The following is a 25,005-nucleotide window of genomic DNA, read 5'->3' as shown; positions in this document are numbered from 1 at the left end:
GTTTCTAAGCCTTTGTTGCTACAGGAAGTTACTAATGCCACGCGGTGTGTTGTTTACCAAAGTACTTTTGTTAGCCAGCGGCTTGCTGTTGAGCCTGTCGCTGTTAGCTTCTGAAAACGACGTCGAAATCAACACCGCTACCCCCGTCGAGACCGTACACGGGCTATCTCTCTACAATAGCCCACAGCTACCTGCTGATTTTGCCTATTTCCCCCATGTTAATCCGTCCGCCCCTAAGGGCGGAACGATTACCCGTACCGCCGTGGGAGGCAGTTTCGACTCTACCAACCCATTTATTATTCGCGGCACGCCTGCTACCGGTATTTCACATATTTATGACTCGTTGATGGTCAGTAATCCAGGCGAGCCCTTCAGTTTGTACGGGCTGCTGGCAGAAGGCGTCCGCCTGGACCCTGAACGCCGATGGATAGAGTTCGATTTGCGCCCAGAAGCTCGCTTTCAAGACGGGGAGCCGGTAACGGCCTATGACGTGGTGTTCTCACTGAACCTGCTGCGTGAAGAAGGCAACCCCTTCTACAGTAGCTATTACGCCGGTGTCGAACGCGCTGTCGCCTTAAATGATCATCAAGTGCGCTTTGAATTTAATGACACTGATTCACGCGAGCTGCCACTGATTGTCGCCCAGTTACCTATCTTACCTCGTCACTACTGGGAACCCCGCGACTTCAGCTCTCCGACTCTGGATGCACATCCAGGCTCAGGCCCCTATCGTATTAGCGAGGTAGATCCTGGGCGGCGCATTGTCTATCAACGAGATGACAACTATTGGGGCAAAGACCTGCCCGTCAATGTGGGTCGCTACAACATCGACCGTGTTGTTTACGAGTACTACCGTGACCGCGATATTGCCTGGGAAGCTTTCAAAGCAGGCCTTACCGATTTCAGAACGGATGCACGTGCGGCCACTTGGGCCATTGGCTATGATAATTTTCCTGCCTACCAAGATGGTTTAATTAAGCGGATTACCGTACCCGATGTTAACCCCTCCATGATGCAGGCGTTTGTCTTCAATTTACGCAAAGAGAAGTTTCAGGACCCAAAGGTTCGAGAAGCCCTGAGCCTCACGTTTGATTTCCCCTGGCTCAACACCAATATCTTCTATGGCACCTACCGGCGCACAGAAAGCTTTTTTCAAAATTCTGAAATGGAAGCTACTGGAACGCCATCAGAAGAAGAACTTGCGCTACTCGAACCTTTTCGTGAAGCGTTGATAGACTCGCATCATTCAGAACGACTGTTCACTGACCCACTGCCCATCGAACACCCCACAGAGCTGCGTGAACGCCTGCGGCTTGCACTTGACCTGCTGCGCGACGCTGGCTATCGCGTAGAAGATGGCGTACTAATCAACACTGAGACTGGCCGACCACTTACCCTGGAAGTACTGCTCTACGACTCGGGCCTGGAGCGTGTTGTGCAACCCATGCTACGCAATATGGCACGCCTTGGGGTTCAAACGTCGCTGCGCATTGTCGATATCAATCAATATCTTAACCGAGTACGCAGCTACGATTACGATATGGTCATCAGCCACTTCCCTCAGTCTAACAATCCAGGCAATGAACAACGTGATTTTTGGACCAGTGCTGCCGCAGAGGCACCCCAAAGTCGCAACCGCATGGCCCTTGCCCACCCGGCTGTCGATGCACTGGTGGAGCAACTGATTCGTGCAGATGACCGTGAAATGCTGGATACCATTACCCAAGCGCTTGATCGCGTGCTGCGCTGGGGCTTTTATGTTATCCCCCACTATCATTCAGGCGAAACGCGGATTGCTGTGTGGGATAAATTTGGCTACCCAGAACCGTTTCCGGCTTATGCCATGGATTTAGACGCTTGGTGGGTAAACACCGATCGGGAAGCAGAACTACAACGCCGTCACCGGCGTCGCTGATTTCGCCAGCCTAGGTTCATCAAACCTAGATTCATCAAACCTAGATTCATTCAACATAGTTATAACAACTTACCGGCAATAACTTTTAGCCTCAATTACTCATGGAGAGCGCTGTGGCACGTTATACCTTACGCCGACTGCTACTAATGATTCCGACCCTGTTCGGCATCATGCTGCTTAACTTCATGATTGTTCAGGCTGCCCCTGGGGGCCCCATTGATCAAATGTTGGCCCGCTTTGAGGGGGCCGATGCCATGGCAAGCACACGCCTGGATATGGGGGGCGCGGATGTACAAGTTAGCGATGACTCTAGGGGCGCGCGTGGAATCGATCCACGCTTTATCGAGCAATTAGAGCAGCAATTTGGCTTTGACAAACCCGCTCATGAACGGTTTATCGGCATGATGGTGGATTATCTCACTTTCGATTTTGGCACCAGCTTTTTTCGTGATCGGCCGGTGATTGAACTGATGATCGAGCGCTTGCCCGTGTCTATTTCATTAGGCTTATGGACAACGCTGCTGGTCTACCTCATTTCTATTCCTTTAGGCATCCGCAAAGCGCTACGGCACGGCTCTCGCTTTGATGTTTGGACCTCAGGTCTGGTGATCGTAGGCTATGCCATTCCGGGCTTTTTGTTCGCCATTCTGCTTATTGTCGTGTTTGCGGGTGGCACTTACCTGGATTGGTTTCCTCTACGCGGCTTAACATCGCCCGATTTCGCCGAGCTATCCGCTTGGGGCAAAATTAAAGACTACTTCTGGCATATCACCCTACCGGTGCTGGCTGCCGCGATTGGCAGTTTTGCCACCCTCACCATGCTGACCAAAAACAGCTTCTTGGATGAAATTCATAAGCAGTACGTGCTGACAGCCCGGGCCAAAGGTGCCGACGAGCAGCGCATTTTGTATGGCCATGTTTTCCGCAATGCCATGCTGATCATCATTGCTGGGCTGCCCTCTGCAATGATTGGCATTTTCTTTACCGGCGCACTGCTCATCGAGGTAATTTTCTCTTTGGATGGCCTCGGCTTATTAGGCTTTGAGGCAGTAATGCAGCGAGACTACCCGGTCATTTTCGGAACGTTATTTCTGTATACGGTGATCGGACTGCTGCTAAAGCTAATATCCGACTTGACCTATGTGTGGGTAGATCCACGCATTGATTTTGCGTCGAGGGAGTCATAAACATGACATTTATCAGCTCGCGTCTTTCGCCGATTACGCTGCGTCGCCTAGCAGCATTTAAAGCCAATCGCCGCGCCCGAGTATCGCTGTGGCTATTTGGCGTTCTGTTTATTATCAGCTTATTGGCTGAACTGATCGCCAACGACAAGCCTCTCGTCATGAAATATGACGGGCAGTGGTATGTACCGCTACTGGTCGATTATCCGGAAACCGAATTCGGTGGTTTCTTACCCACCCGTACCGACTACCTAGATCCCTTTGTCCAACGGCAAATCAGCGATCACGGTTGGGCGCTATGGCCAATTATTCCCTACTCCTATCAAACCCTTGATATGCTGATGACTAGGCCTTCGCCTGCACCGCCAGATAGGCGCCATTGGTTGGGTACCGATGACCAAGGGCGTGATGTATTAGCACGCGTTATTTACGGGTTTCGACTGTCGGTTGCCTTTGCCCTAGTGCTCACCGCAGGCTCTTTAATACTGGGCGTAGTAGTGGGCGGTGTGCAGGGTTATTTTGGCGGCAAAGTAGACCTCATCGGACAGCGCATCACAGAAATCTGGTCGGGATTACCGGTGCTATTTCTACTGATTATATTGGCCAGTTTTGTACAGCCCGGTTTCTGGTGGTTACTGGGCATCATGCTGTTGTTTTCGTGGCTGGGACTGGTTGATATTGTGCGCGCCGAGTTTTTGCGCGCACGCAATCTCGAGTACGTTCGTGCGGCCAAGGCCATGGGGCTACCCTCTCGGCTGATTATGTGGCGCCACGTGCTACCTAACGCGATGGTAGCCACACTAACGTTTATCCCCTTCCTGTTCACTGGTGCCATTGGCACGCTCACCGCGCTGGACTTTTTAGGCTTTGGTTTACCACCTGGCGCGCCGTCACTTGGCGAACTCGCGGCACAGGGCAAAAACAACCTGCATGCGCCTTGGCTGGGCATCACCGCGTTTATGACGCTTGCCATTATGCTCTCACTACTGGTGTTTATTGGTGAAGGACTTCGCGATGCCTTCGACCCACGACATGTGAACCAGCATCAGTCACCCGCCCAGGAAGCCAAGCATGCCTAATCACGCCAACACTGCCAAACCACTCCTGCGCTTAAGCGAGTTTTGTGTTTCCTTCGATGGCAACGTCGTTGTCGATTCCCTCTCTCTCACTGTCAATGCGGGCGAAACGCTCGCTATCGTGGGGGAGTCGGGCTCTGGGAAGTCGGTCTCTGCACTGGGTGCGATTAATTTACTGCCTGACAATGCTAGCGTAAGCGGTCAGCGCTGGTTAGCAGAAACCGACCTTAATCAACTAGCCAAACGTGATTGGAATGGTATTCGCGGTAATCAGGTGGGGTTTATTTTCCAAGAGCCAATGACGTCGCTCAACCCGCTTCACCGCATTGGCAAGCAAATAGGTGAAACCCTGCGTTTACACCAGGGCCTTAGCGGGCAGGCTGCACGTACACGGGCCAAGGCACTGTTAGAACAAGTCAAACTACCGCGTCCTGACGAACTGCTTGACGCCTGGCCACATCAACTTTCTGGCGGCCAGCGCCAGCGGGTAATGATCGCCATGGCCATTGCCAATAATCCGGCACTGCTGATTGCGGATGAGCCAACGACGGCGCTCGATGTGACCGTTCAGCAAGAGATTTTAGCCCTGCTGAAAGAACTCCGCGATCATCACGGCATGGGTGTGCTGTTTATCAGTCACGACTTAAATTTGGTACGTCGCCATGCAGACCGGATATGCGTCATGTATCAAGGGAAAATTCAGGAAACCGGTAGCGTTGCCGATGTATTTAATAATCCCCAAAGCGACTACACCAAAGCCCTTATTGCCGCCGAACCAGAAGGCCGACCTGCTGAGCCTGCCGATACCACACCGCTTTTGACCACACGCCAGCTTAGCGTGAGTTTCTCGCGCCCAAGGACAGGGCTCTTTCAGCGCCAGCCCCCGGCTTTTGAGGCCCTGAAAGCCACCGATCTAACCATCGCTCCAGGTGAAACGCTGGGCATTGTTGGCGAATCAGGCTCTGGAAAAACGACGCTGGCGTCAGCGGTTATGCGATTAGTCGCTAGCCAAGGTGAAGTGATACTGGGCGACACCACGCTAAGTCAACTCTCTGGCGATACGCTGCGACGCCAGCGCCATCGGCTACAAATGGTGTTTCAAGATCCTTACGGTGCGCTTTCCCCACGCATGCCGGTCTTTGATATTGTCAGTGAGGGTCTACAGTTTCATCACCCTAACTTAACCCATGCAGAAGTTACCGAACGCGTGCATCGCACGCTGCAAGAGGTGGGCCTGCCGGAAAGCTGCGCTGCCCGCTACCCTCATGAGTTTTCGGGGGGACAACGCCAACGCATAGCAGTGGCGCGGGCAATTATCCTAGAACCTGAACTACTGGTACTGGACGAGCCCACCTCAGCATTAGACCGGACCGTACAAAAACAGTTGGTCACGCTACTGCGCGAACTTCAGGCACGCCGCCAACTAAGCTACCTGTTTATCAGCCATGATCTTGCCGTGGTGCGTGCTATGGCCCACCGCATTATGGTGCTAAAAGATGGCGATGTGGTAGAGCAAGGCGATTGCCTGGAAGTACTCGCCGCCCCACAGCACCCCTATACCAAAGCGTTGATAGAAGCCGCCCACTTGCATTAGCTATCTGATTAACAAAAAAGTGTGCCTTGGCACTTTCTCAGTGCAACTACGTGCAAATACAGAAGCAAGATAACGGTATAAATATTTATTACTCATAAAAAAACGCCCCTGGTTTGGCACGAAGGTGCTGACCGGGACGTTTGAGTCACTAGCCGTAACGCTAAGCGTGTTTAGAAGCTGGCAATTTCTTCAGGCGTTAGCTCACGCCATTCACCAGGTGCTAGGTCATCTGGCAAGACCACATCACCAATCGAACGGCGATGCAGTGCATTGACGTGATTGCCTAGCGCTACAAACATGCGTTTTACTTGGTGATAGCGCCCTTCTGTAATGGTCAGTTCCGCTTGCTGGGGAGTAATAAACCTCAATACGGCAGGTTGCGTTGGCGTTTCCTCACCATCCAGTAGAAGCCCTTCCTCTACTTGGCGAATTGCCCACTCAGCGGCGCTACCTTCCATAGGCTCTGCCAACTCAGCAATATACACCTTGGCACAGCGATGGCGCGGCGAGGTGACACGATGGGACCATTGGCCATCATCAGTGAGCAGTAACAAGCCGGTGGTATCTACATCCAACCGCCCTACTGGCTGCAGTCGCTCTGCTTTGGGTAGATCAATAAGGTCAATCACCCTTGGATAGAGCCCACGGCGGGCAGTGCACTCTACTTCCAGCGGTTTATGCATCATCAGGTAACGCAACCCAACCAGTGCTAGCGTCTCACCGTTGAGTTTTATTTCGTCGTTCTGAGTGTCAACTTGGGTCGCCGACTGTTTAATGGGCTCGCCATTCAGGGTCACCTCGCCATTTTTTAACGCCCGCTTTGCTAAGCTGCGCGTTAGCGGGGTTGTTTCACTCAAAAAGCGATCAAGGCGCATTATTGACCCACTCCTGGCAGAAGCGAAAAGCGGTCGGCATCTTGCCAGGCAGGAAATTTTTCTCGAAAAGCATCTAGGTCCGTTTTATTTAGCGTCCCCGTTTCAATAAACGGAGAGTTTGCAGGGTGGTCGATCAGCGGTTCCCCTTTGAAATCGACCAGCATGGAATCGCCGCTATAGGCGAGTCCTTTGGCATCTTCACCGACGCGGTTTACACCTACTACATAAACTAGGTTTTCAACTGCACGCGCTTGTAAAAGCGTGCGCCATGGATGACGCCGGGGTGCAGGCCAGTTCGCCACACACAGCGCGGCATCATACTCGAAATGTTCGCCTTCTGCTGGCTGCTGACGCATCCAAACGGGAAACCTCAGGTCGTAACATACGCTCAATAGCAGCCTGAAGCCTTTCAGTTCAACGATCTTCCGGCTGTTGCCCATAGCATAGCGTTCATGCTCTCCGGCCATACGAAATAAATGGCGTTTATCGTAGTACTGTAAGTCGCCGCTGGGGGTAGCCCAGACCATACGGTTGACGTATTGCCCTTCATCGACAATTGCCACGCTGCCGGTCATGACACAGCCTCTCGCCTTGGCCTGCGTTTGTAACCAAGCAACGCTCTGGCTGGCGCTCATGGGCTGGGCCATTTCCCGTGAATTCATGGTAAACCCTGTTGCAAACATCTCTGGCAACACAATTAAGTCGGTATCGCGGCTATCTAATTCGCCTAATAGCCGCTCGAGATGCGCATGATTGGCTTGAGGGTCTTCCCAGCGCAAATCGCACTGCACTAAGCTCGTTTTCAGTTGACTCATGCCATGTCTCCTATGCATCAGTGTATTCATCAATTATGTGCTAGATTAGCATTTTTAATTAGTGAGGCTGCTATGTTTCCACCCGCATCAAGGGACCCTGAAGCGGTCAAAGGCGTTATGTTTGGCTTAACGGCCTACATTATGTGGGGCTGCTTCCCACTATTTTTCGCTCTGTTTGATGGCATTCCCGCATTTGAAATCCTGATACATCGGATTTTGTGGTCGTGCCTTTTTCTGGTCGTGCTAATCAGCGTACTGCGCCGATGGACACCAGTGGTTAAAGCTCTTATTGAGCCCAAGCGCTTGGGGCGCGTACTCGCCTGCGCGTTACTGATTGCTTTTAACTGGGGCCTCTATATCTATGCTGTTGAAAGCAAACAAGTGTTGCAAGCCAGTTTAGGCTACTTTCTAACGCCGCTAGTCAATATTGCCTTAGGCGTGTTGGTGCTACGCGAAGTAATGGCTCGCCTCCAGCTGGTTGCGCTTGGTTTGGCAAGTTTAGCGATTGCAATCCAGTTTGTGATGCTAGGTGAGCTGCCCTGGATCAGCCTATTGCTAGCACTCAGCTTCGGTAGCTACGGATTGTTTCGTAAGCAAGTGCCCCTTGATGGGCTTTCTGGCCTGTTTGTAGAGACGCTGTTGCTGTTCCCACTAGCACTAATAGCGCTCACTTGGCTTAGTTGGCAGGGGGAGTCTCACTTTATTCATAATGTGCCGATGAGTGCCCTGCTAATAATTAGCGGTGTGTTAACTGCCCTGCCCTTGATGGCCTTTGCTGGGGCTGCACGACGCTTACGGCTGGCAACGCTAGGCTTCCTGATGTACATCAACCCCAGCATTCAGTTTTTGATTGCAATCATTATCTTTGGCGAGCCTCTAGGGCTCATCCAGTTAGCGACCTTTGTGATGATCTGGGCGAGCTTAGCGCTATATTCTTGGTCTTCTTGGCAATCACGTTCGCGCCAGCAGGTGGCTTCCTGAGGCTAATTCTTCCGCTGGTTTTTCAATACTCACTGCACTGGTGTTATTTGTCTTTTCAGGCTGGTAGCCCACGCGAAAGCCTCCCCAGTGCTTGCCATTAATGTAAATGGGAACCGAAAGATCGTGCATGATTTCGCCCGTGTCACGCTTATAGGTTTGTAGCAGCAGCGGTTTCTCATGGGCGCCGCAACGGCTGCCAGTCGGATCATCAAAAATACGTTTGCTGCGGCAATACTTGAGATCGTGATCGTAATCACCGGTGGGCTCGCGGCTAACGGCTGCGTTATGGGTAGGCACATAGCCGTTGCGGTCACATGCAATGGCGTAACTTAACCCGTGCTCAGTAAGCAACGGTTCTTGCAAGCTGGGTAACTGTAAGTCTGTGAATGCATCAAAGCCGGTGTGGTAAAGCGGCGGCTGTGTCCCAGCTATGACCCTGTAATCAGGTTGGAATAGCGACGTTTCTGATATTTCACCGGAAGCAATCGCTTTCTCAAACGATTTACCAATACGGTTCGCCGCTTGACGAGCGACGCTAAACACATGCTGATGACGCCCCTGCAAACGCTGCTGTGCCAGCTCGCCATCAACGCCTTCTGCAGCGTCCATTAATGCCCGGGCTTGCTGGGCTAAATCGCGCATATCGCGATTGCCCTCATCTACATCGTCTTCCAGCTGACGCAAGCTATCAGCAACGGTTTGGCTATGGACTTTGGTACTCTCCATTGCCTCCGCGACGCTGGTGATCTCCTGCTCAACTTGATCGAACTGTTGCGTGATGGTGGCAAGACTACTGCCCACCTGCTGCATCCCCTGGGAACGCTCTCTGATACGATTCATCAGCCCGCCCATGGTACCAACAACACGTTGGCCACTCTGGTGCATATCCTTAACAAGCTCATCGACGCTTTGTGTCGCCGTTGACGTTTTGAGTGCTAAGTTACGCACTTCGCCCGCAACAACCGCAAACCCTCGCCCATGTTCTCCCGCTCGAGCTGCCTCAATAGAAGCATTGAGTGATAGCAGGTGCGTTTGTTCTGCTATCCCCTCAATCATCGACGTCACATTGCGAACACGCTCAATTTTATCGTTTAGCGCCGATAGCATTTCCAGCGCTTGATCAGAGCGTTCGGCAACATCACTCATATCGCCAATAATATCAGCCAGCTCATCATGATTGTGATGACTTGCCTGACGAGCGCTCTCGGCAAGCGCGGCGACATGGCTAGCACTGGCACTCACTTGCATAATGGCAGCATTAATAGCGTTCATGCTTGATGACGCATCACTCGCCATGGCCTCCTGCTGAGTAAGGCGTTGCGCCATAAGATCAGCGTAATGAGAAACTTCTGCAGAGGCGATGGCCGTGCTACTTGCCCGGTTCATCAACCGATAGGCCATTGCACGAAGCGAAGCATAGTCACGAATGGGCTTGAAACCGTGAATGGGTTTCGTCAAACGTAGTTGATCAGCTGAATAAACTGACGTCATCGTTACGAGCATTAAAGCTGCACCAGCCCCCGTCGCCAACAGCAGCGCAATATAGGGAAAAGCACCCGGTTCAGTCATCATCCAAATAGAAACACTTAGCACTGTCAAGGGCGCTAATAGCCGAAGTAGTCGCATGTGGGATACTCTTTTATATTTGACGTTATTGAGCAGTCGATCAATAAAGAAGGAGCGATGGGCCACTTTTCATTCAGCTTAACGGGTTATGCTAATGAATGAAGTAGCACTTTCGGGTCAGTACATGCTTTTATTGGCAAGTAAAGGCCATCATTGTCGGCACAACGCGTTAAACTGACGGACTCACCAATGAGTTGGGTTTTACAAAATGAAGCTGACGCCAGGAGCTTATGTTCAAGCGCTATTTTCCTATTCTTACGTGGCTGCCTCACTACCATAAGCGCCTGTTAGGTGCCGATATATTAGCCGGACTCATCGTAACGGTGATGGTGATTCCGCAGTCATTAGCTTATGCCCTACTTGCAGGTTTGCCCGCGGTGGTGGGCCTATATGCCAGTATTTTGCCGCAACTTCTATACACCGTTTTGGGCACAAGCCGCACTCTAGCCGTTGGCCCGGTAGCTATCATTGCGTTAATGACGGGCGCAGCACTCTCCGCTGTTGCAACGCCCGGCAGCCCTGAGTATTTACAAGCTGCGCTGATACTTTCATTACTTTCTGGCGGTATATTGGTCGCGATGGGGGCCCTTAAAATGGGCTTTTTTAGCAATTTTTTGAGCCATCCCGTTATTTCAGGCTTTTTAACCGCATCGGGCATTCTGATTGCCGTTAGTCAGTTGGGTAGCCTAATGGGTGTTTCCAGCAGTGGCTTTACGCTGGTAGAGCGTGTGATAACCCTGTTACCCAATCTTGCCGCCTTTAATCCCTATACGCTTTCAATTGGTGCTGGAACGCTATTTTTCCTCGTCATGATGCGGCGTTTTGGTAAGCGGAGCCTCAGCGCTATTGGGTTGCCTAAAACGCTCGCCGATTTAATCATCAAGGCTGGCCCTGTCTTTGCAGTGGTTATTACGACGTTGGCTACTTGGCATTGGCAGTTAGCCGACCAAGGCGTTGCCATTGTCGGCGCCATTCCCAGTGGGCTACCTGCACTAAGCTTTCCCTGGGCAGATACGTCACTATGGCGCGCCCTGTTCATCCCGGCGCTACTCATTAGTTTGGTGGGGTTTGTTGAGTCTGTTTCCATGGGGCAAATGTTGGCAGCAAAGCGGCGCCAACGTATCTCCCCTAACCAGGAACTAATTGGCTTAGGTGCCGCTAATCTAGCCGCTGGGTTTACCAATGGTATGCCAGTCACCGGTGGCCTTTCACGCACCGTAATCAACTATGATGCTGGGGCACAAACCCCCGCAGCCGGAGCCTTTGCAGCACTGGGAATAGCGTTGATAACGATGGCGTTTACTGGCTGGCTCTACTACCTGCCGATTGCTACGCTGGCGGCGACCATCACCGTGTCTATTTTAACCCTGGTCGATATTCCCATGTTGCGCCAAACGTGGCGCTATTCTCGCAGTGATTTCGCCGCGATGGCGGTCACAATTCTGCTCACCCTAGTTGAAGGTATCGAAGCTGGCATTATCGGCGGGGTTAGTCTTTCTATCGCGTTATTCTTGTATCGCACCAGCCGCCCCCATAGCGCATTGGTTGGCCGGGTGCCGGACACCGAGCACTTTCGAAATACTGAACGCCACGATGTTGAAACTGTCAGTAATGTGGCGCTACTGCGAATCGACGAAAGCCTCTATTTTGCAAACGCCCGCTACCTTGAAGATACCGTTTATAACTTAGTTGCCAGCTATCCCGAACTGGAGCACGTCGTGCTTATCTGTTCAGCCGTTAATTTAATTGATGCGTCAGCGCTCGAGAGCCTGGATGCTATCAATGCGCGTTTAAAAGATTCCGAAGTCAAGCTTCACCTGTCCGAGGTGAAGGGTCCCGTTATGGATCAGCTCAAAAAGAGTGATTTTTTAGAGGCCCTGACCGGACGTGTTTTTCTTAGCACTTATGCTGCTTGGCGAGAATTTTCCTAAGTATGTTTTATTTAGCTTACCAAACACCTTTAACTAACGCTTGTTTGAATGCATCATAGTGTTACCACTGTCGTGGATGTCGATAAGGAGCAGGGATGCCAAGCGAGTGGATAGCGCGTGATGATCAAACAGTCGCCCTTAAAGGCGAGTGGACGCTTGCCAATTATCGCCATATCAAAGCGGCGCTTCAGCACAGTGAAACTCAAACTGAGCTTGGCAAGCCAACGGATACGACGGTTTCACTAGAAGCAATAACTCGTCTTGATACCGCTGGTGCCATACTCATTGTGGAGCTGATTGGCGTTGAGAAAGCGCAATCGGTAGCAGATTGGGCAGCCGAACTGCCGAAAGAGCAGCAGGCGTTGCTAGTGCGTATTGCCGAAGCGATGGAAGCGCCGCTTGACGTTGATACGCCTGCCTATTCGCGCATTAGCCAAGCACTTGCCAGCGTGGGTCAACAAATGGTGGGGCTTTGGTCCCAGCAGCGCCAGCTGTTGGCCTTTATTGGCCTGGTGGTGGCCACTCTTTTCCAGCTGATATTGCGGCCACGTCACTGGCGTTTAACGGCCACTGTGGCACATATCCAGCAGAGCGGCCTGAATGCCGTCCCTATCGTTGCGCTACTCACCTTTATGGTGGGCGCCGTGGTGGCTTTCCTTGGCGCTACCGTTTTGCAGGATTTTGGCGCCACAATTTATACTATCGATCTCGTGGCATTCTCATTCTTGCGAGAGTTCGGCGTTCTGCTTGCTGCGATCCTACTCGCGGGACGAACCGCCAGTGCCTTTACCGCCCAAATTGGCGCCATGAAATCCAATGAAGAGATCGATGCCCTTCAGGCGCAGGGGCTTGATCCTATCGAGCTTTTGGTACTCCCACGGGTAATGGCGATGTTAATTAGCCTGCCTATGCTTGCCTTTGTAGGTATGCTCAGCGGCTTAGCGGGCGGCGCCATGGTCACCTCTCTGGCACTGGATATCTCACTTACCCAGTTTATGACCACGCTGCAAAAAGACGTATCGGTGACACACTTTTTGGTCGGACTTAGTAAAGCACCAGTGTTTGCCTTCGTGATCGCCGTGATCGGCTGCCTGGAAGGCTTTAAGGTCAGCGGTAGCGCGCAGTCAGTGGGAGAACATACCACTTCAAGTGTCGTTCAATCGATTTTTATGGTGATTCTAATTGATGCCGTCGCCGCGCTATTCTTTATGGAGATGGGCTGGTGATCAATTCAGATAAACCGACTGAGCAAAACGACTTACCGGTCATTAAGGTTCGAGGCTTGGTGAACCGCTTTGGCACTCATGTGGTTCACGAAAATTTAGACCTGACCCTTGAACGCGGGGAAATCCTCGGCGTTGTAGGCGGTTCTGGTACCGGCAAGTCAGTGCTGCTGCGCAGCATCGTCGGCTTGAAGCGCCCCAATGACGGCACGGTTGAAGTTCTAGGCACAACTCTTAATCAGCTTAACGAGGCACAGCGCAGTCAAATAGAGCGACGCTTTGGCGTGCTATTTCAGCGCGGTGCACTGTTCAGCTCATTGAACTTGCAAGAGAATATTGCCCTACCGCTAATTGAACACGCCAGACTACCCCGTGAAGACGCCGAGCATCTTGCCAGGGTCAAGCTATCGTTGGTCGGGCTTCCACCACAGGCTGCGCTGCAGTTTCCTGAGTCACTGTCTGGGGGCATGGTCAAGCGCGCCGCCCTTGCCCGTGCCTTAGCACTGGATCCTGACATCCTGTTTCTGGATGAGCCCACCGCGGGGCTTGACCCTATTGGCGCCGCGGCCTTCGATCAGTTGCTGGTCACCCTTCGCGATGCACTGGGTTTCAGCGTTTTCCTGGTAACCCACGACCTGGATACGCTCTACGCCGCCTGTGACCGGGTAGCGGTTCTCTCACAAAAACGCGTATTAGTTGTGGATACCATCGATAAAGTAGCGGACACCAACGACGAGTGGATTCAAGACTACTTTCACGGCCCGCGTGGCCGAGCCGCTCAGCGTGCTCATACCGCTTCTTCAAATAACGCAAACGTCCAGGAGTGACTGCACATGGAAACTCGCGCGCATCACGTTTTAATAGGTTTGTTCACACTGGGAACCGCCGTCGCGGCGCTGCTGTTTGCACTCTGGATGAGCTACGCCGACGGAGAGCGTAACTATCAGCCCTACCGCATTCTATTTGAGCGCAGTGTTAGTGGTTTATCAATTGGCAGTAAAGTGCAGTATAACGGCATTGAAGTTGGCGATGTTACCGAGCTGACACTGAACCCTGACGATCCCCGTCAAGTTATTGCCAGTGTGCGAGTTTATGAAGACACCCCGATCAAAACAGATACTCGAGCCAAACTATCATTTGCCAGCATTACCGGCAGCATGTCGATACAACTGTATGGTGGCACTCCCGAAAGTTCACGACTGATCAACCAAACGGACGACATGGCTCCGTTTATAACCGCAGACCCTTCACCGATCGCTACGCTATTTGATGAAGGCGAAACAATGATTCAAAACATTAACTCTATCCTGCTAAACGTTAATGAACTATTTAATGACGGCAATCGTGAACAAGCAGGCACCATTTTGACAAGCATTGCACAGATCACAGAGATGATCGCTTCACAACAGACAGCGCTTGATCAAAATATGGCACTGTTCGGTGAAGTATCACGCCAAGCCACAGCGACTCTTGAGAGCATCGACACCCTCAGCCAAGAAGCGACACAGCTATTGCGTCGAGATGGCCAGCAAATGATGCAAAGCGCTGCGAGCGCCAGTCGTGATGTGGCCAGCGCCGCGCAACGAATTGAACAGCTCGTTAACGACAATGCCGCCGCTGTCGACAGTACGCTGCAGGGGGCACAAGACATTGCCCCCGCACTTTCAGCCCTACGTTCTACACTAACTAATCTTGAGCGTATTACTCGCCAGCTTGAAGAGAGTCCCGCAGACTTTTTTCTGGGCCGAGATCAGGTAGAGGAGTTTCGTCCATGAGCTTGCGCTCTAGGTTTAGCATCGTCCCATTAGCGGCGCTTGTGTTAAGCGCCGGCTGTTCAATACTGCCCGAAAGCAATCCCGCAACGCTCTATCGGCTGCCACCCCCTGCCACTCAGGCTGAACACACGGCCGTTCCCCTCCCCGCAACGCTAGGCATTGCTACCCCAGAGGCAGGTCACTTGCTGAACAGCAACCGTATTGTGGTGTACCCGGAAGGCAATGTAGTCAATGTGTATGAGGGTGTGCGCTGGCATGAAGACGCTCCAGACATGCTTCAAGCGCGCTTAATTTCTGACCTGCAGCAACGCCAACTATTCACTGGTGTAAGTAGCGACCGACTGCCCCACGATGTGTTGCTACTCAGCGAACTGCGCCACTTCCAAAGTGAGTACGACACTTCCCCACCTAGCATTCATCTTCAATTAGATGTCCAGCTTATGAGTACACAACACCGAAAGCCGCTAGCAGTGACGAGTTTTGTTATCCGCACCCGCGCGGCTAGTCCAGAGATCCCGGACGTCGTCAATGCGTTTGGCGCGGCCAGCGATGCGCTAGCTGAGCAGCTTTCAGCATGGATCGCGGCGCAATCAAGCAGTCTGAGAGCCACCGATTGACGGCGTTTTTCTTAAAAAATCACGTGGGTCTTTAGGATAAAAATGTTCAGGTTGGCACTCTAAATGGGTAAAAAATCGCGTGTCTTTATAGGGCATTTTCATAAAGCCGGACACGCCTAACCCCTCGATCTGGCTAACAGACGCCAACATCTGCGCCAGCAACGTCCTAAATTCGGCCTCTCGGCTAGGGTCTAGAAGCCGATAATAGCTATGGATTTTAAGATGCTTTGGTAGTGCCTCAAAGATAATCATGCCGGTGTGATGGATCTCATTCAGCCGTAGCAGTATGTGCATAATGGTGTCAGGCAGGACCAGTAGCTCTTCTGGATCAGGGCCGTCTTCAAAATAGCTATGCTGGCGAGTGCGATCTTCCATTTCCGGAACCGCGCTCAGCTCATAGTCAATAGTGGTACCAGGATCACAATGAAAAGACTCTTCTGAACTGGCGCGCTCCAAATGCAGCGTTTGGCGTGCATTAAACAAGCAGCTTTTAAACACCCCTTGACGATGAATGGCTCGCGCCAAGTGCACCATATTGTTGACGGCTTGAATGAACGCTGGCTTTAATGCGGGATCATGCAAGTTAAGCGAGGAGTCTATATATACCCCCTCTCGCTCCCAGCGGACGGCTAAACCACCGACAACTGGGTACTTTCCTAATCGGCTTACCGAGGCCAAAAACGCCTTTTCGGTTTCCCCCATACCTTGCATAAATTGCTTGTAATAGCGATCTAGCTGCACATCATTAACATCATTAAGTGTCTCTTCCGCGTTCGCTTCGCGCAGAAACGCCTTCCGAGAGCTGTAAACGACCGTATCAATCTCCTGGTGCGCCGCGCGCCCCCAGACAGGCACTAGCGGCGTTTGTGTTGGAGTAGGTAAATCTAACATCACCACTTTGGCCATGCGGGACATCGCCTGTAAATAGTGATCTCCAGCTTTATGGCGGATGTGTGGGTCGGGATCCAGCATGCCGTCCAAGGTGCGGGCAAATTCCAAGGGTAACCCCAGCGAGCTAGCGGGAATAGCACGATGACCAAAGCGGCAAGATTGCGCAGAGGCTAGTGCATATAGCGTGCCTGCCGCCCCTTGTTCATCGAATCGGGGCGATGATAGCGCTCCATTTAACTGCTCTTCACCAATAAAGTAGACATCGCCCAGTCGGGCGTTGGTTTGTTGCAGATTATCGGACATTAATTCCATCACGTTTGCCCCGACAAACTGGAGTTTTTCGTCTAACTGGGCAAACACGGACGATCCCCAGTCAATCAATGCGATGGACTCGGTCTCTGGATCAAATACCAAATTTGACGGCTTGATGTCGCCATGCACAACGGGGCGTGCATTGGGCCCCGTTTCACGGCGCAGTGCAGAAAGAATTTCGGCCAACTGATGGGCAATGTGAACCACTAGCCGTGGAGAGAGACGGCCTTCTTTCAGTGATACCTGCTCAAGGTTCCAACCAGGCGCACGCTCCATTACCAGAATTGACTGGCCTCGAGAGCGCTGATAAGCCACCAGCTTTGGTATGCGGGGATGGGACACCTGATCAAGCATAAACGCCTCTTCTTCAAGGCGTTCTTGTAAATGGGTCGGTAGCGTAATACGTGAGAATTTAAACACGTAGTGGGCAGGCACCTCTTGGTGTTGTGCGCTGCCCGAAAATACAAAGCCATAGGCACCTTTACCAACCAACTCGATCCCCGTGTAGCCCAACTGGGCGAGCTGTGCCTGACACAGGGCTACCCAGTCTTTCAGCTTACGGGCATCATGGTGGCTAAGTAGATATACCGACTGCTCTTCCGGTATATAAAACTGCTGGAGCGGTGCCTGAGACATTTCTCATTCCTTGCCAACCAACTTCGGGCTATTTAACCTCTTGCCATGCAATGCCTAGCAACCTTAGCCCAAGTACAGCAGCATGGTTTCAGGCGCTTCCAAGTAGCCTTTCCAGGCATTGCAGAACCTAGCGATAGTACCGCCATCAATAAAGCGATGATCACCTGCCCAGGTGATGGTCATAATGGCTCGCCGCTGAACGTCGCCTTGCTCGTCGAAGCGCGGCAACCATTGGGTTTTACCAATCGCCACTATTGCTGCTTCAGGCGCATTGATAATCGGCGCGGCATAGGTTCCGCCCAACGCACCAATGTTAGAAATACTAATGGTGCCACCTTTGAGATCAGCCTGATCAACACGCCCTTCTCGGGCCGCAATGGTTAAACGCCCCACTTCACGAGCAATGTCTAGCAGCGTTAAACGCTCAACACCTTTCACATTGGGCACCAGCAAACCGGCTTTGCTATCCACCGCCATGCCAATATTGCACTGTTCGTAGTAGTGCAACTCGTTGGCTTCCGCGTTTAGCTGAGCATTGATGATCGGTGCCTCAGTAACCGCCAGCGCCATAGCTTTCATGAAAAAGGGCATAAGGGTTAGCCGCTCACCAAGCGCCTCTACCCGGGGCTTTAGTCGCTCGCGCAGCGCCAGCAGATCGGTCACATCGATCTCTTCACCATAGTGAAAATGCGGAATGGAGCTGGCGGCCTCAACCATTCTTTTTGCCATTACCGCGCGCACACCGCGAAGCGGCTCGACGCGAGGCAACTGTGCTCCTTGGGTTGCTTTCGATGGTGCTTGACTAGGGGCAGTAGAAGGCTGATTCAGGTGCGCCAGCACGTCTTCTTTTAATACCCGGCCATCTTTACCACTGCCAGCAATGGCAGCTAACTCAAGCTGGTGTTCACGAACAAGACGCCGCACGGCTGGGCTGGCAGGTATTTTGCCGCTGCTTGTACTCGCGTTGGTACCGGTTGCCACCGCGGCTGGTTCAACCGCCTTGGCTGAACCACTGTCAGCATCAGCGGCAGGCGATTGAGGTTCGTTAGCCTGTTCCGTCGCACCGGCTTCTTGCGTGTCATTTTCTGCTTGGTAGGCATAAAGCGGCGCGTGTACTTTGGCAATTTTTCCTTGGGCAACATAAAGTTTGGTGATAACGCCTGTTTCAGGAGCGGTAATTTCCACTAACGCTTTATCGGTCATCACCTCGACAATTGGCTGATCTTCCTCAATCCGGTCACCTTCCGCAACGCGCCACTCCACCACTTCACATTCAACAATGCCTTCGCCGATATCCGGCAGCATGAAATCGCTCATTATTTTTCTCCCTGGCGTTAAAAGTTAACGCTTTCGCGAATTGCTTCAAAAATTTTCAGATGGTCGGGCAAATACTCTTTTTCCAGCACTAGTGGGAAAGGTGTATCTAGCCCCGTTACCCGAGCAATCGGCGATTCCAAATAGAGAAAACAGCGCTCTTGAATCGTTGCGGCGATCTCACCGGCAAAGCCACCTGTTAACGGCGCTTCATGGCTGACGATCAAACGTCCTGTTTTTAGGACAGACTCAACAACAGTATCCGCGTCCCATGGCAACAACGTACGCAAATCAATCACTTCACAGGCAATGCCCTGCTCTTCAGCAAGTTCAACGGCTTTGCCGATGACTTCCATCTGTGCGCCCCAGCCCACCAGCGTTATATCAGTGCCCTCTTTAATGACCTCCGCTTCACCAATCGGAAGCTGGTAATCTTCTTGGGGCACGTCACCCACCGATGCACGATAGAGACGCTTAGGTTCTAAAAAAAGCACTGGATCTGGATCGCGAATGGAAGCGAGCAGTAGCCCTTTCGCTTGGTAGGGGTTGCGCGGTACAACGACTTTCAAGCCAGGCGTATGTGTAAAGTAAGCCTCTGGTGATTGCGAATGATAGAGCCCGCCCGCGATACCGCCGCCATAGGGCGTACGGATGGTTAACCCACCCACGTTGAATAAATCCCCTGAGCGGTAGCGGAATTTCGCAGACTCATTAACGATTTGGTCAAAGGCGGGAAAGATGTAGTCGGCAAACTGTATTTCAGCAACGGGCACTGAACCTTGAGCGGCCAACCCATTGGCAAAACCAACAATGCCTTGTTCTACCAACGGCGTGTTGAAGCAGCGTGCTTTACCATACTTTTCCTGTAAATGGCTGGTAGCACGGAATACACCGCCGAAAACGCCAACATCTTCACCAAAACAGATAACTTTGTCATCTTCAGCCATGGCGATATCAAGCGCATTGTTGATCGCCTGGAGCATGTTCATTGTGGGCATGTTATGCCTCCCCCTGGGAATCTGTGGACGTATTCACCTCAAGGTCTAGCGACCGCGCTCCACGCGGGTAGGCCTCTGGATAGCGGCGAATATGGCGCTTAAGCTGGTCAAATTGACGCTGTAACTCAGGGGTGATATCGGCATAGACATCAGTGATCAGCGACTCTAGCGGTGGGGACGAACGCTTTTCTGCCCGTTTCATGGTATCCAGCACTTCGCGACGCAGCGTTTCCTGTTGGCTGGTCTCCTCTTCCTCGCTCCACCAGCCTTTTTTCAACAGCCATTTCTGCATGCGCAGTATGGGATCTTTTAACCGCCATGCTTCTTCTTCACTCTTGGCACGATAGCCGGAAGGGTCGTCTGAAGAGGAGTGAGCAGCAAGACGGTAAGACATGGCTTCAATCAGCACGGGCTTGTTCTGTTCAACGGCAATCTGACGCGCTTGGCGTGTCGCTTCATAAACCGCCAGTGCATCGTTTCCGTCAACGCGTATCACATGCATATGATAGCCAAATGCCCTGGGGGCAATGCCATCCGCTGCAAACTGCTCGGTTGATGGTGTTGAAATGGCATAGCCATTGTTGCGGCAGAAAAAAATCACCGGTACTTGGTGAACTGATGCCATATTCAGCGCGGCGTGAAAATCACCTTCTGATGCGGCACCCTCTCCGAAAAACGTTAAGGTGCAGTGCCCATCACCGGCTAATTTCTGGCCGTATGCATAGCCTGTCGCCTGGGGGATTTGCGTTGCAAGCGGAGATGAGATGGTCATGTAGTGCAGCTTGCGCGACCCATAATGAATCGGCATTTGGCGGCCTTTACCGTAGTCAAGCTCGTTGCCAAATAGCTGATTCATAAACTCATCAATGGAGAACCCGCGATACATTAAAGCGCCTTGCTCGCGGTACTGCGCCATGATCATATCGGCATCGTCTAGCGCAGCAGCGGCGCCAACAACGGCGGCTTCTTCACCCGTGCTTTGCATATAAAAACTGAGCCGCCCTTGGCGTTGGGCAGCCATCATGCGCTCATCTAGGATACGGGTGGCCAGCATGGCTTGATAGAGCCGTCTGGCATGATCACGCGGTAGGTCTGGCTCTAGCGCACCTTCGTAAAGCTCGCCCTCAGGGTCAAGCAGGCTGAAGGTAGCCATTGAGAATTCGTCGCCGGTCATAAAGCGCGGCTGATGTACGTAGTTTGTCATGCTTATTATCCTTGTATTACCCCTTTTGAGGGCATTGTTGTTGGTGTTGACCGTTTTTACCAGTGGATTTATCTAGCATAGGTCAATCTTATCGAGGTTAGTGTCACCTCGATCAACTCAACATAAGGACAGTAACGCAGTCTGCTACTTTTAGGGATACAACTTAAGACGCAGATAGACGATTGCGCAGCTGTTGCTGCAACGCATTAAATAGACTATCGACGGTCAACGCGAGTAACGCGATCAACAGCGCACCTTGTAAAACATACGCCATATTGCCATTCACGATACCGGCTATGATCGGGTCACCTAAGTTACTGGCACCTACCGTTGCCCCTATAGCCGCTGTGGCAATATTAATAGTTACCGATGTTCGGATACCGGCCAGAATCACCGGTGTGGCCAATGGCAGCTCAACGCGAGTTAACACCTGCCAAGGGGTCATCCCCATGGCAAACGCCGCCTGTTTAAGACTCGTATCTACATCTTGCAGCCCGGCAAGTGTGTTTCGCACAATCGGCAATAAGCCATAGAGCATTAGCGCCACGATAATCGGCAGTGTTCCAAAACCCAACACAGGAACCGCCAGGGCAAGCACTGCCACAGGAGGAAATGTCTGCCCCAGAGAAGCCAACTGCCCCGCTAGGGGTAAGAAGTCTCGCCCCCACTGCCGAGTGACTGCGATGCCGGTCAATACGCCTACACATATCGTAATGACAGCTGCGATGCCAACAACAAACACGTGCCTTGCCAGCAGAGCAGCAAAATCAGCGCGGGAATAAATCACCTGACGGGCGTCTGGCTCCAGCCAACGAAATGCGGGCTCTAACGCCGGGATACCCAATACCCCGATCAGCAGCAAAAGCGCCCAACCAATAGGCCATAGCCAACGCGGACCGACGGCAATCGATGATTCGCCACGGTTACGATCACGCGTCACGGTGACTCACCTTGTCTAACTGGGCCTCTTTGACCACTTTGCGCAGCGATAACTCGCCCATCGGCATATCATGCTGGTCGACAACCGTCAGCCTATCGCAGTGGTCACGCAGCATCATTGAAAGCGCCTGGCGCAGTGAAAAATCCCCCGGAATGCGCGACTGAGCAGGCAGCGTCTGCCCAAGCGATGACATGTGATCCTTCACACGTGTTAAAGCAGCTTGCTTTAAACCACGCTCCAATCCTCCCAATAGCGACTCAACAAATGGATCGGCGGGGGCTTGAAGCAGCGCTAGCGGAGCCCCTTGCTGAACAATTCGTCCTTCGCGCATAACGACTAAATGATCGGCCAGCTTGAGCGCTTCATCCATATCGTGAGTCACGAACACCACGGTTTTATGCAGCCGCGCCTGAAGCTTTGCCAGCTCGTCTTGAAGCTTTTCTCGAGTAATAGGGTCTAGCGCTCCAAAAGGCTCATCCATCAGCAAAATATCAGGATCTGCCGCCAATGCGCGCGCAACGCCTACCCGCTGCGCCTGGCCGCCAGAGAGCTGGTGAGGATACTTATGGGCAAACTCTTCCGTGGGAAGGCCTAATAGACGCATTAACTCTTCTACGCGTGCTTTAACATCAGCGGCAGGCCATTTTAACAAACGTGGTACCAGCCCAATGTTGTGCGCTACCGTCCAATGAGGAAACAGGCCGGTACTCTGGATCGCATAGCCGATGCGGCGGCGAAGCTTAACCGGGTCATAGTGGCCTATTGCCTGTCCGTCGATGATAATGTCGCCGCTACTATGCTCAATCAAACGATTTATCATACGTAACGTCGTCGATTTTCCGCAGCCTGATGACCCTACCAGCGCACAGAACTTTCCTTTCGCGACGTGTAAGGATATGTCGTCTACCGCTGTGTCTTCGCCAAAGTGCTTCGACACATGGGAAAGCTCTATCATTTATGTCCCCCGGGGCGAAGCGCGTCGGCTAATGCCCCCAAACTAGCATCTACAATAAGTGCCAAGACTAAAATAGGTAGCGCGCCAAGCAACACCATGTCCATAGCCGCTTGGCCCAACCCCTGAAAAATAAACGTGCCAAGCCCACCTGCCCCAATCAATGCAGCAACGGCCGTTAAACCAATCGCTTGAACAGCGGTAATTCGCACACCTTCTAATACTATTGGCAGCGCCAACGGAAATCTTACCTGCCAGAAGCGCTGATACGGACGCATGCCCATCGCCTTAGCAGCATCTAAGGTTTCAGGGTCGACTTCATCAAGCGCAATATAAGTATTGCGCACCATGGGTAACAGGCTATAGGCAATGAGCGCCATCAATGCGGGGGTGGCGCCAATACCGCTAACCCCTAACTGCGCTAAAACAGGTACGTTAGCAGCGAGCCAAGCAAGCGGAGCCAGCAGTAGACCAAACAGAGCCAAGCTCGGAATCGTTTGCAGGAAGTTCAGCCATGCAAACGCTATTCGTTGTAGACGTTGGTAACGTCGCATTAACATAGCGAGCACTAAACCAACTACGATACTAACGCTCACCGCTATGCCGACCAGCACCACATGTTGCAGCATGGCACGATAAAATTGCTGGTCGCGCGCTTGAAACTCCTGAACAAGGGCTAAACTTTCAAGCCATAAGGCGGCACAAAGCAGCCACGCCACCCCCACGCTGCTGAGCAATAGAGCTGTCCATAAGCGCGACAGCTGCAAACGTAAGCGCACTTCCACTAAGCACAATAAAAGTAAAAAAAGCACGACCCAATAGGCAGCACCAATACCTAAACGCGCTTGTGGCAGAGAGGGGTCAATCAGCCAGTGTCCGGCCACCATAAGCCCGAAAGGCATCAATAACAGGATCAGGGTAACGATACACAGTTGGGCGTAATAATGAAGGCGGCTTGGCCTTACGGCCAAGCCACCCATAGCGATAAACAACAAAGAAACTAGCAGCGCACCGGGCCACCCGATCGCAGCTACTAAGCCGTAGTAGGTACCCGCGACAATCCTATTAGGTGCGACACTAACAAGGCTCAGAAGCCAAGAAGCCCCTAACATAACGGCACTTAAACATATCAATACGGAGTTTAAATGCCCATATTGACGGGGTAGCGATGGCGAGGCGTCTATCTGTGACATTCATTAGTCATCCAGGCTATCAAGATAGTCGCTTGCGACTTGATCGGGAGAGAAACCATTTACCGCGACATCTGCGTTCAGCGTTTGCAACGTCACAAGATCAAGCGTTACAAATACGTCGTTGAGTAGCGTCTCGATTTCAGGGTAAGCCTCCAGCACCTCAGCACGCACAACTGGCGATGGCTGATACACCGGCTGAACCCCCTTGATATCTTCTAAAACAACCAGCCCAAGCGCACTTAAACCGCCATCGGTGCCGTAGGTCATGGCACCATTAACACCGCTTGTTTGTTGAGCAGCCGCTCGCATAGTCGCCGCCGTGTTACCACCGGACAGCACCAGCAACTGATCATCGCTAAGCTCAAAACCGTAAGCATCCTGGAATGCAGGCAAGGCCTGAGCGGACTCTACAAATTCTGCGCTCGCTGCGAACTTAAACTCGCCGCCTTCGTTAACATAAGCAGCAAGATCATCAAGGGTCGTTAAGCCGTTGGCCGTTGCCACGTCTTCACGAATACTCATGGCCCAAGTGTTATTAGCGCTAGCAGGCTTCAGCCATATCAGCCCCTGCTCCGCATCACGCTGTTTAACGGTCTGGTAGGCATCCTCTGCACTATTCCAGACGGGGCTGTCAGTCATATCAAAGAAAAAAGCACCGTTACCGGTATATTCGGGATAAAGATCAATCTCTCCCGCTTCAAGCGCACTACGCACAACGCTGGTGCCACCTAGTTGTAGGCGATCTTCTGTAGGCACACCGCCACGCTCTAGCGCTTGAATAATCAACTCACCCAGCACGGCCCCTTCTGTATCGATTTTGGAGGAAATGACAACAGGGTCACTGGCGTAAGCAGTCGAAAAAGTAATGGCTGATAAGCAGGCGACGATGGTCGGTTTTAGGGTAAAGCGCATAGTGGTCATCCTATTATTTTGCGTTTTGAAGGTCCCATCTG

General features: G+C 52.2%; 21 protein-coding genes. 10 read left to right on the top strand and 11 right to left on the bottom strand.

The features are described 5' to 3' along the window. Window positions 1–34 precede the first annotated feature (34 nt). The 4 genes from HVE01_RS16735 (at window position 35) to HVE01_RS16720 (ending at window position 5,769) form a co-directional block, all read left to right on the top strand. Entirely contained in the window at window positions 35–1,915 is a 1,881-nt protein-coding gene (locus tag HVE01_RS16735; protein WP_146945150.1) for an extracellular solute-binding protein, read from the top strand. Between the two features lie 113 nt (window positions 1,916–2,028). Continuing rightward, window positions 2,029–3,102 (top strand): microcin C ABC transporter permease YejB, encoded by a 1,074-nt coding sequence (locus tag HVE01_RS16730; RefSeq protein WP_125747656.1) that lies wholly within the window; start codon window positions 2,029–2,031, stop codon window positions 3,100–3,102. A gap of 2 nt (window positions 3,103–3,104) precedes the next feature. Further along, window positions 3,105–4,178 carry an ABC transporter permease gene (locus HVE01_RS16725; RefSeq protein WP_146945149.1) on the top strand — a complete coding sequence of 358 codons (1,074 nt, stop codon included), beginning with the start codon at window positions 3,105–3,107 and terminating at the stop codon, window positions 4,176–4,178. Further along, window positions 4,171–5,769, top strand: a complete 1,599-nt coding sequence (locus tag HVE01_RS16720) for an ABC transporter ATP-binding protein (RefSeq protein WP_125747652.1) — start codon at window positions 4,171–4,173, stop codon at window positions 5,767–5,769. Before HVE01_RS16725 ends, HVE01_RS16720 begins: the two co-directional genes overlap by 8 nt. Window positions 5,770–5,939: 170 nt before the next feature. On the opposite strand, the gene HVE01_RS16715 is transcribed toward HVE01_RS16720, so the two are convergent. Continuing rightward, a complete protein-coding gene (locus tag HVE01_RS16715; protein WP_125747650.1) occupies window positions 5,940–6,644 on the bottom strand; it encodes a pseudouridine synthase in 705 nt (234 codons plus the stop codon). Beyond that, window positions 6,644–7,459, bottom strand: coding sequence for an amidohydrolase (locus HVE01_RS16710; RefSeq protein WP_125747648.1), 816 nt, complete (start codon window positions 7,457–7,459; stop codon window positions 6,644–6,646). Before HVE01_RS16710 ends, HVE01_RS16715 begins: the two co-directional genes overlap by 1 nt. 72 nt (window positions 7,460–7,531) lie before the next feature. Between HVE01_RS16710 and rarD the strand changes: the two genes are divergently transcribed. After that, window positions 7,532–8,440 carry an EamA family transporter RarD gene (rarD, locus tag HVE01_RS16705; RefSeq protein WP_125747646.1) on the top strand — a complete coding sequence of 303 codons (909 nt, stop codon included), beginning with the start codon at window positions 7,532–7,534 and terminating at the stop codon, window positions 8,438–8,440. Here rarD and HVE01_RS16700 read toward each other — a convergent pair. Beyond that, on the bottom strand, window positions 8,411–10,066 hold the full coding sequence (locus HVE01_RS16700) for a methyl-accepting chemotaxis protein (protein ID WP_146945148.1): 1,656 nt from the start codon (window positions 10,064–10,066) through the stop codon (window positions 8,411–8,413). The two genes, rarD and HVE01_RS16700, sit on opposite strands and share 30 nt — an antisense overlap. Before the next feature lie 230 nt (window positions 10,067–10,296). On the opposite strand from HVE01_RS16700, the gene HVE01_RS16695 reads away from it, so the two are divergent. From HVE01_RS16695 to HVE01_RS16675, 5 genes are all read left to right on the top strand, one after another. Continuing rightward, the gene (locus HVE01_RS16695) at window positions 10,297–11,997 is read left to right on the top strand and encodes a SulP family inorganic anion transporter (RefSeq protein ID WP_125747642.1); all 1,701 of its coding nucleotides are present in this window, start codon (window positions 10,297–10,299) and stop codon (window positions 11,995–11,997) included. Window positions 11,998–12,092: 95 nt separating this feature from the next. Continuing rightward, window positions 12,093–13,223, top strand: coding sequence for an MlaE family ABC transporter permease (locus tag HVE01_RS16690; RefSeq protein ID WP_125747640.1), 1,131 nt, complete (start codon window positions 12,093–12,095; stop codon window positions 13,221–13,223). Continuing rightward, on the top strand, window positions 13,223–14,047 hold the full coding sequence (locus tag HVE01_RS16685) for an ABC transporter ATP-binding protein (RefSeq protein ID WP_125753568.1): 825 nt from the start codon (window positions 13,223–13,225) through the stop codon (window positions 14,045–14,047). The genes HVE01_RS16690 and HVE01_RS16685 overlap by 1 nt, the downstream gene beginning before the upstream one ends. Window positions 14,048–14,053: 6 nt before the next feature. Then, a complete protein-coding gene (locus HVE01_RS16680; protein ID WP_125747638.1) occupies window positions 14,054–14,995 on the top strand; it encodes an MlaD family protein in 942 nt (313 codons plus the stop codon). Continuing rightward, window positions 14,992–15,612, top strand: coding sequence for an ABC-type transport auxiliary lipoprotein family protein (locus HVE01_RS16675; RefSeq protein WP_125747636.1), 621 nt, complete (start codon window positions 14,992–14,994; stop codon window positions 15,610–15,612). The genes HVE01_RS16680 and HVE01_RS16675 overlap by 4 nt, the downstream gene beginning before the upstream one ends. Here HVE01_RS16675 and HVE01_RS16670 read toward each other — a convergent pair. The 8 genes from HVE01_RS16670 to osmF all read right to left on the bottom strand — a co-directional run bounded on the left by HVE01_RS16670 (window position 15,586) and on the right by osmF (window position 24,964). Then, complete coding sequence (locus HVE01_RS16670) at window positions 15,586–17,451, bottom strand: serine/threonine protein kinase (protein WP_125747634.1); 1,866 nt, start codon at window positions 17,449–17,451, stop codon at window positions 15,586–15,588. The genes HVE01_RS16675 and HVE01_RS16670 overlap by 27 nt on opposite strands. A gap of 63 nt (window positions 17,452–17,514) precedes the next feature. Next, window positions 17,515–18,768, bottom strand: coding sequence for a 2-oxo acid dehydrogenase subunit E2 (locus tag HVE01_RS16665; protein WP_125747632.1), 1,254 nt, complete (start codon window positions 18,766–18,768; stop codon window positions 17,515–17,517). A gap of 17 nt (window positions 18,769–18,785) precedes the next feature. Then, the gene (locus tag HVE01_RS16660; RefSeq protein ID WP_125747630.1) at window positions 18,786–19,763 is read right to left on the bottom strand and encodes an alpha-ketoacid dehydrogenase subunit beta; all 978 of its coding nucleotides are present in this window, start codon (window positions 19,761–19,763) and stop codon (window positions 18,786–18,788) included. A 1-nt stretch (window position 19,764) separates the two neighbouring features. Further along, window positions 19,765–20,967 carry a thiamine pyrophosphate-dependent dehydrogenase E1 component subunit alpha gene (locus HVE01_RS16655; protein WP_125747628.1) on the bottom strand — a complete coding sequence of 401 codons (1,203 nt, stop codon included), beginning with the start codon at window positions 20,965–20,967 and terminating at the stop codon, window positions 19,765–19,767. Window positions 20,968–21,130: 163 nt separating this feature from the next. After that, window positions 21,131–21,907 carry an ABC transporter permease gene (locus HVE01_RS16650; protein ID WP_125747626.1) on the bottom strand — a complete coding sequence of 259 codons (777 nt, stop codon included), beginning with the start codon at window positions 21,905–21,907 and terminating at the stop codon, window positions 21,131–21,133. Further along, window positions 21,897–22,862, bottom strand: a complete 966-nt coding sequence (locus tag HVE01_RS16645) for an ABC transporter ATP-binding protein (RefSeq protein WP_125747624.1) — start codon at window positions 22,860–22,862, stop codon at window positions 21,897–21,899. Before HVE01_RS16645 ends, HVE01_RS16650 begins: the two co-directional genes overlap by 11 nt. Beyond that, complete coding sequence (locus HVE01_RS16640) at window positions 22,859–24,052, bottom strand: ABC transporter permease (protein ID WP_125747622.1); 1,194 nt, start codon at window positions 24,050–24,052, stop codon at window positions 22,859–22,861. Before HVE01_RS16640 ends, HVE01_RS16645 begins: the two co-directional genes overlap by 4 nt. Before the next feature lie 3 nt (window positions 24,053–24,055). Beyond that, the gene (gene osmF, locus HVE01_RS16635; RefSeq protein WP_125747620.1) at window positions 24,056–24,964 is read right to left on the bottom strand and encodes a glycine betaine ABC transporter substrate-binding protein OsmF; all 909 of its coding nucleotides are present in this window, start codon (window positions 24,962–24,964) and stop codon (window positions 24,056–24,058) included. Window positions 24,965–25,005 lie beyond the last annotated feature (41 nt).

Origin of the sequence: Vreelandella venusta, assembly GCF_007989605.1 — a bacterium.
Taxonomy (GTDB): domain Bacteria; phylum Pseudomonadota; class Gammaproteobacteria; order Pseudomonadales; family Halomonadaceae; genus Vreelandella; species Vreelandella venusta.
This window is presented reverse-complemented; position numbering and strand designations above follow the sequence as displayed.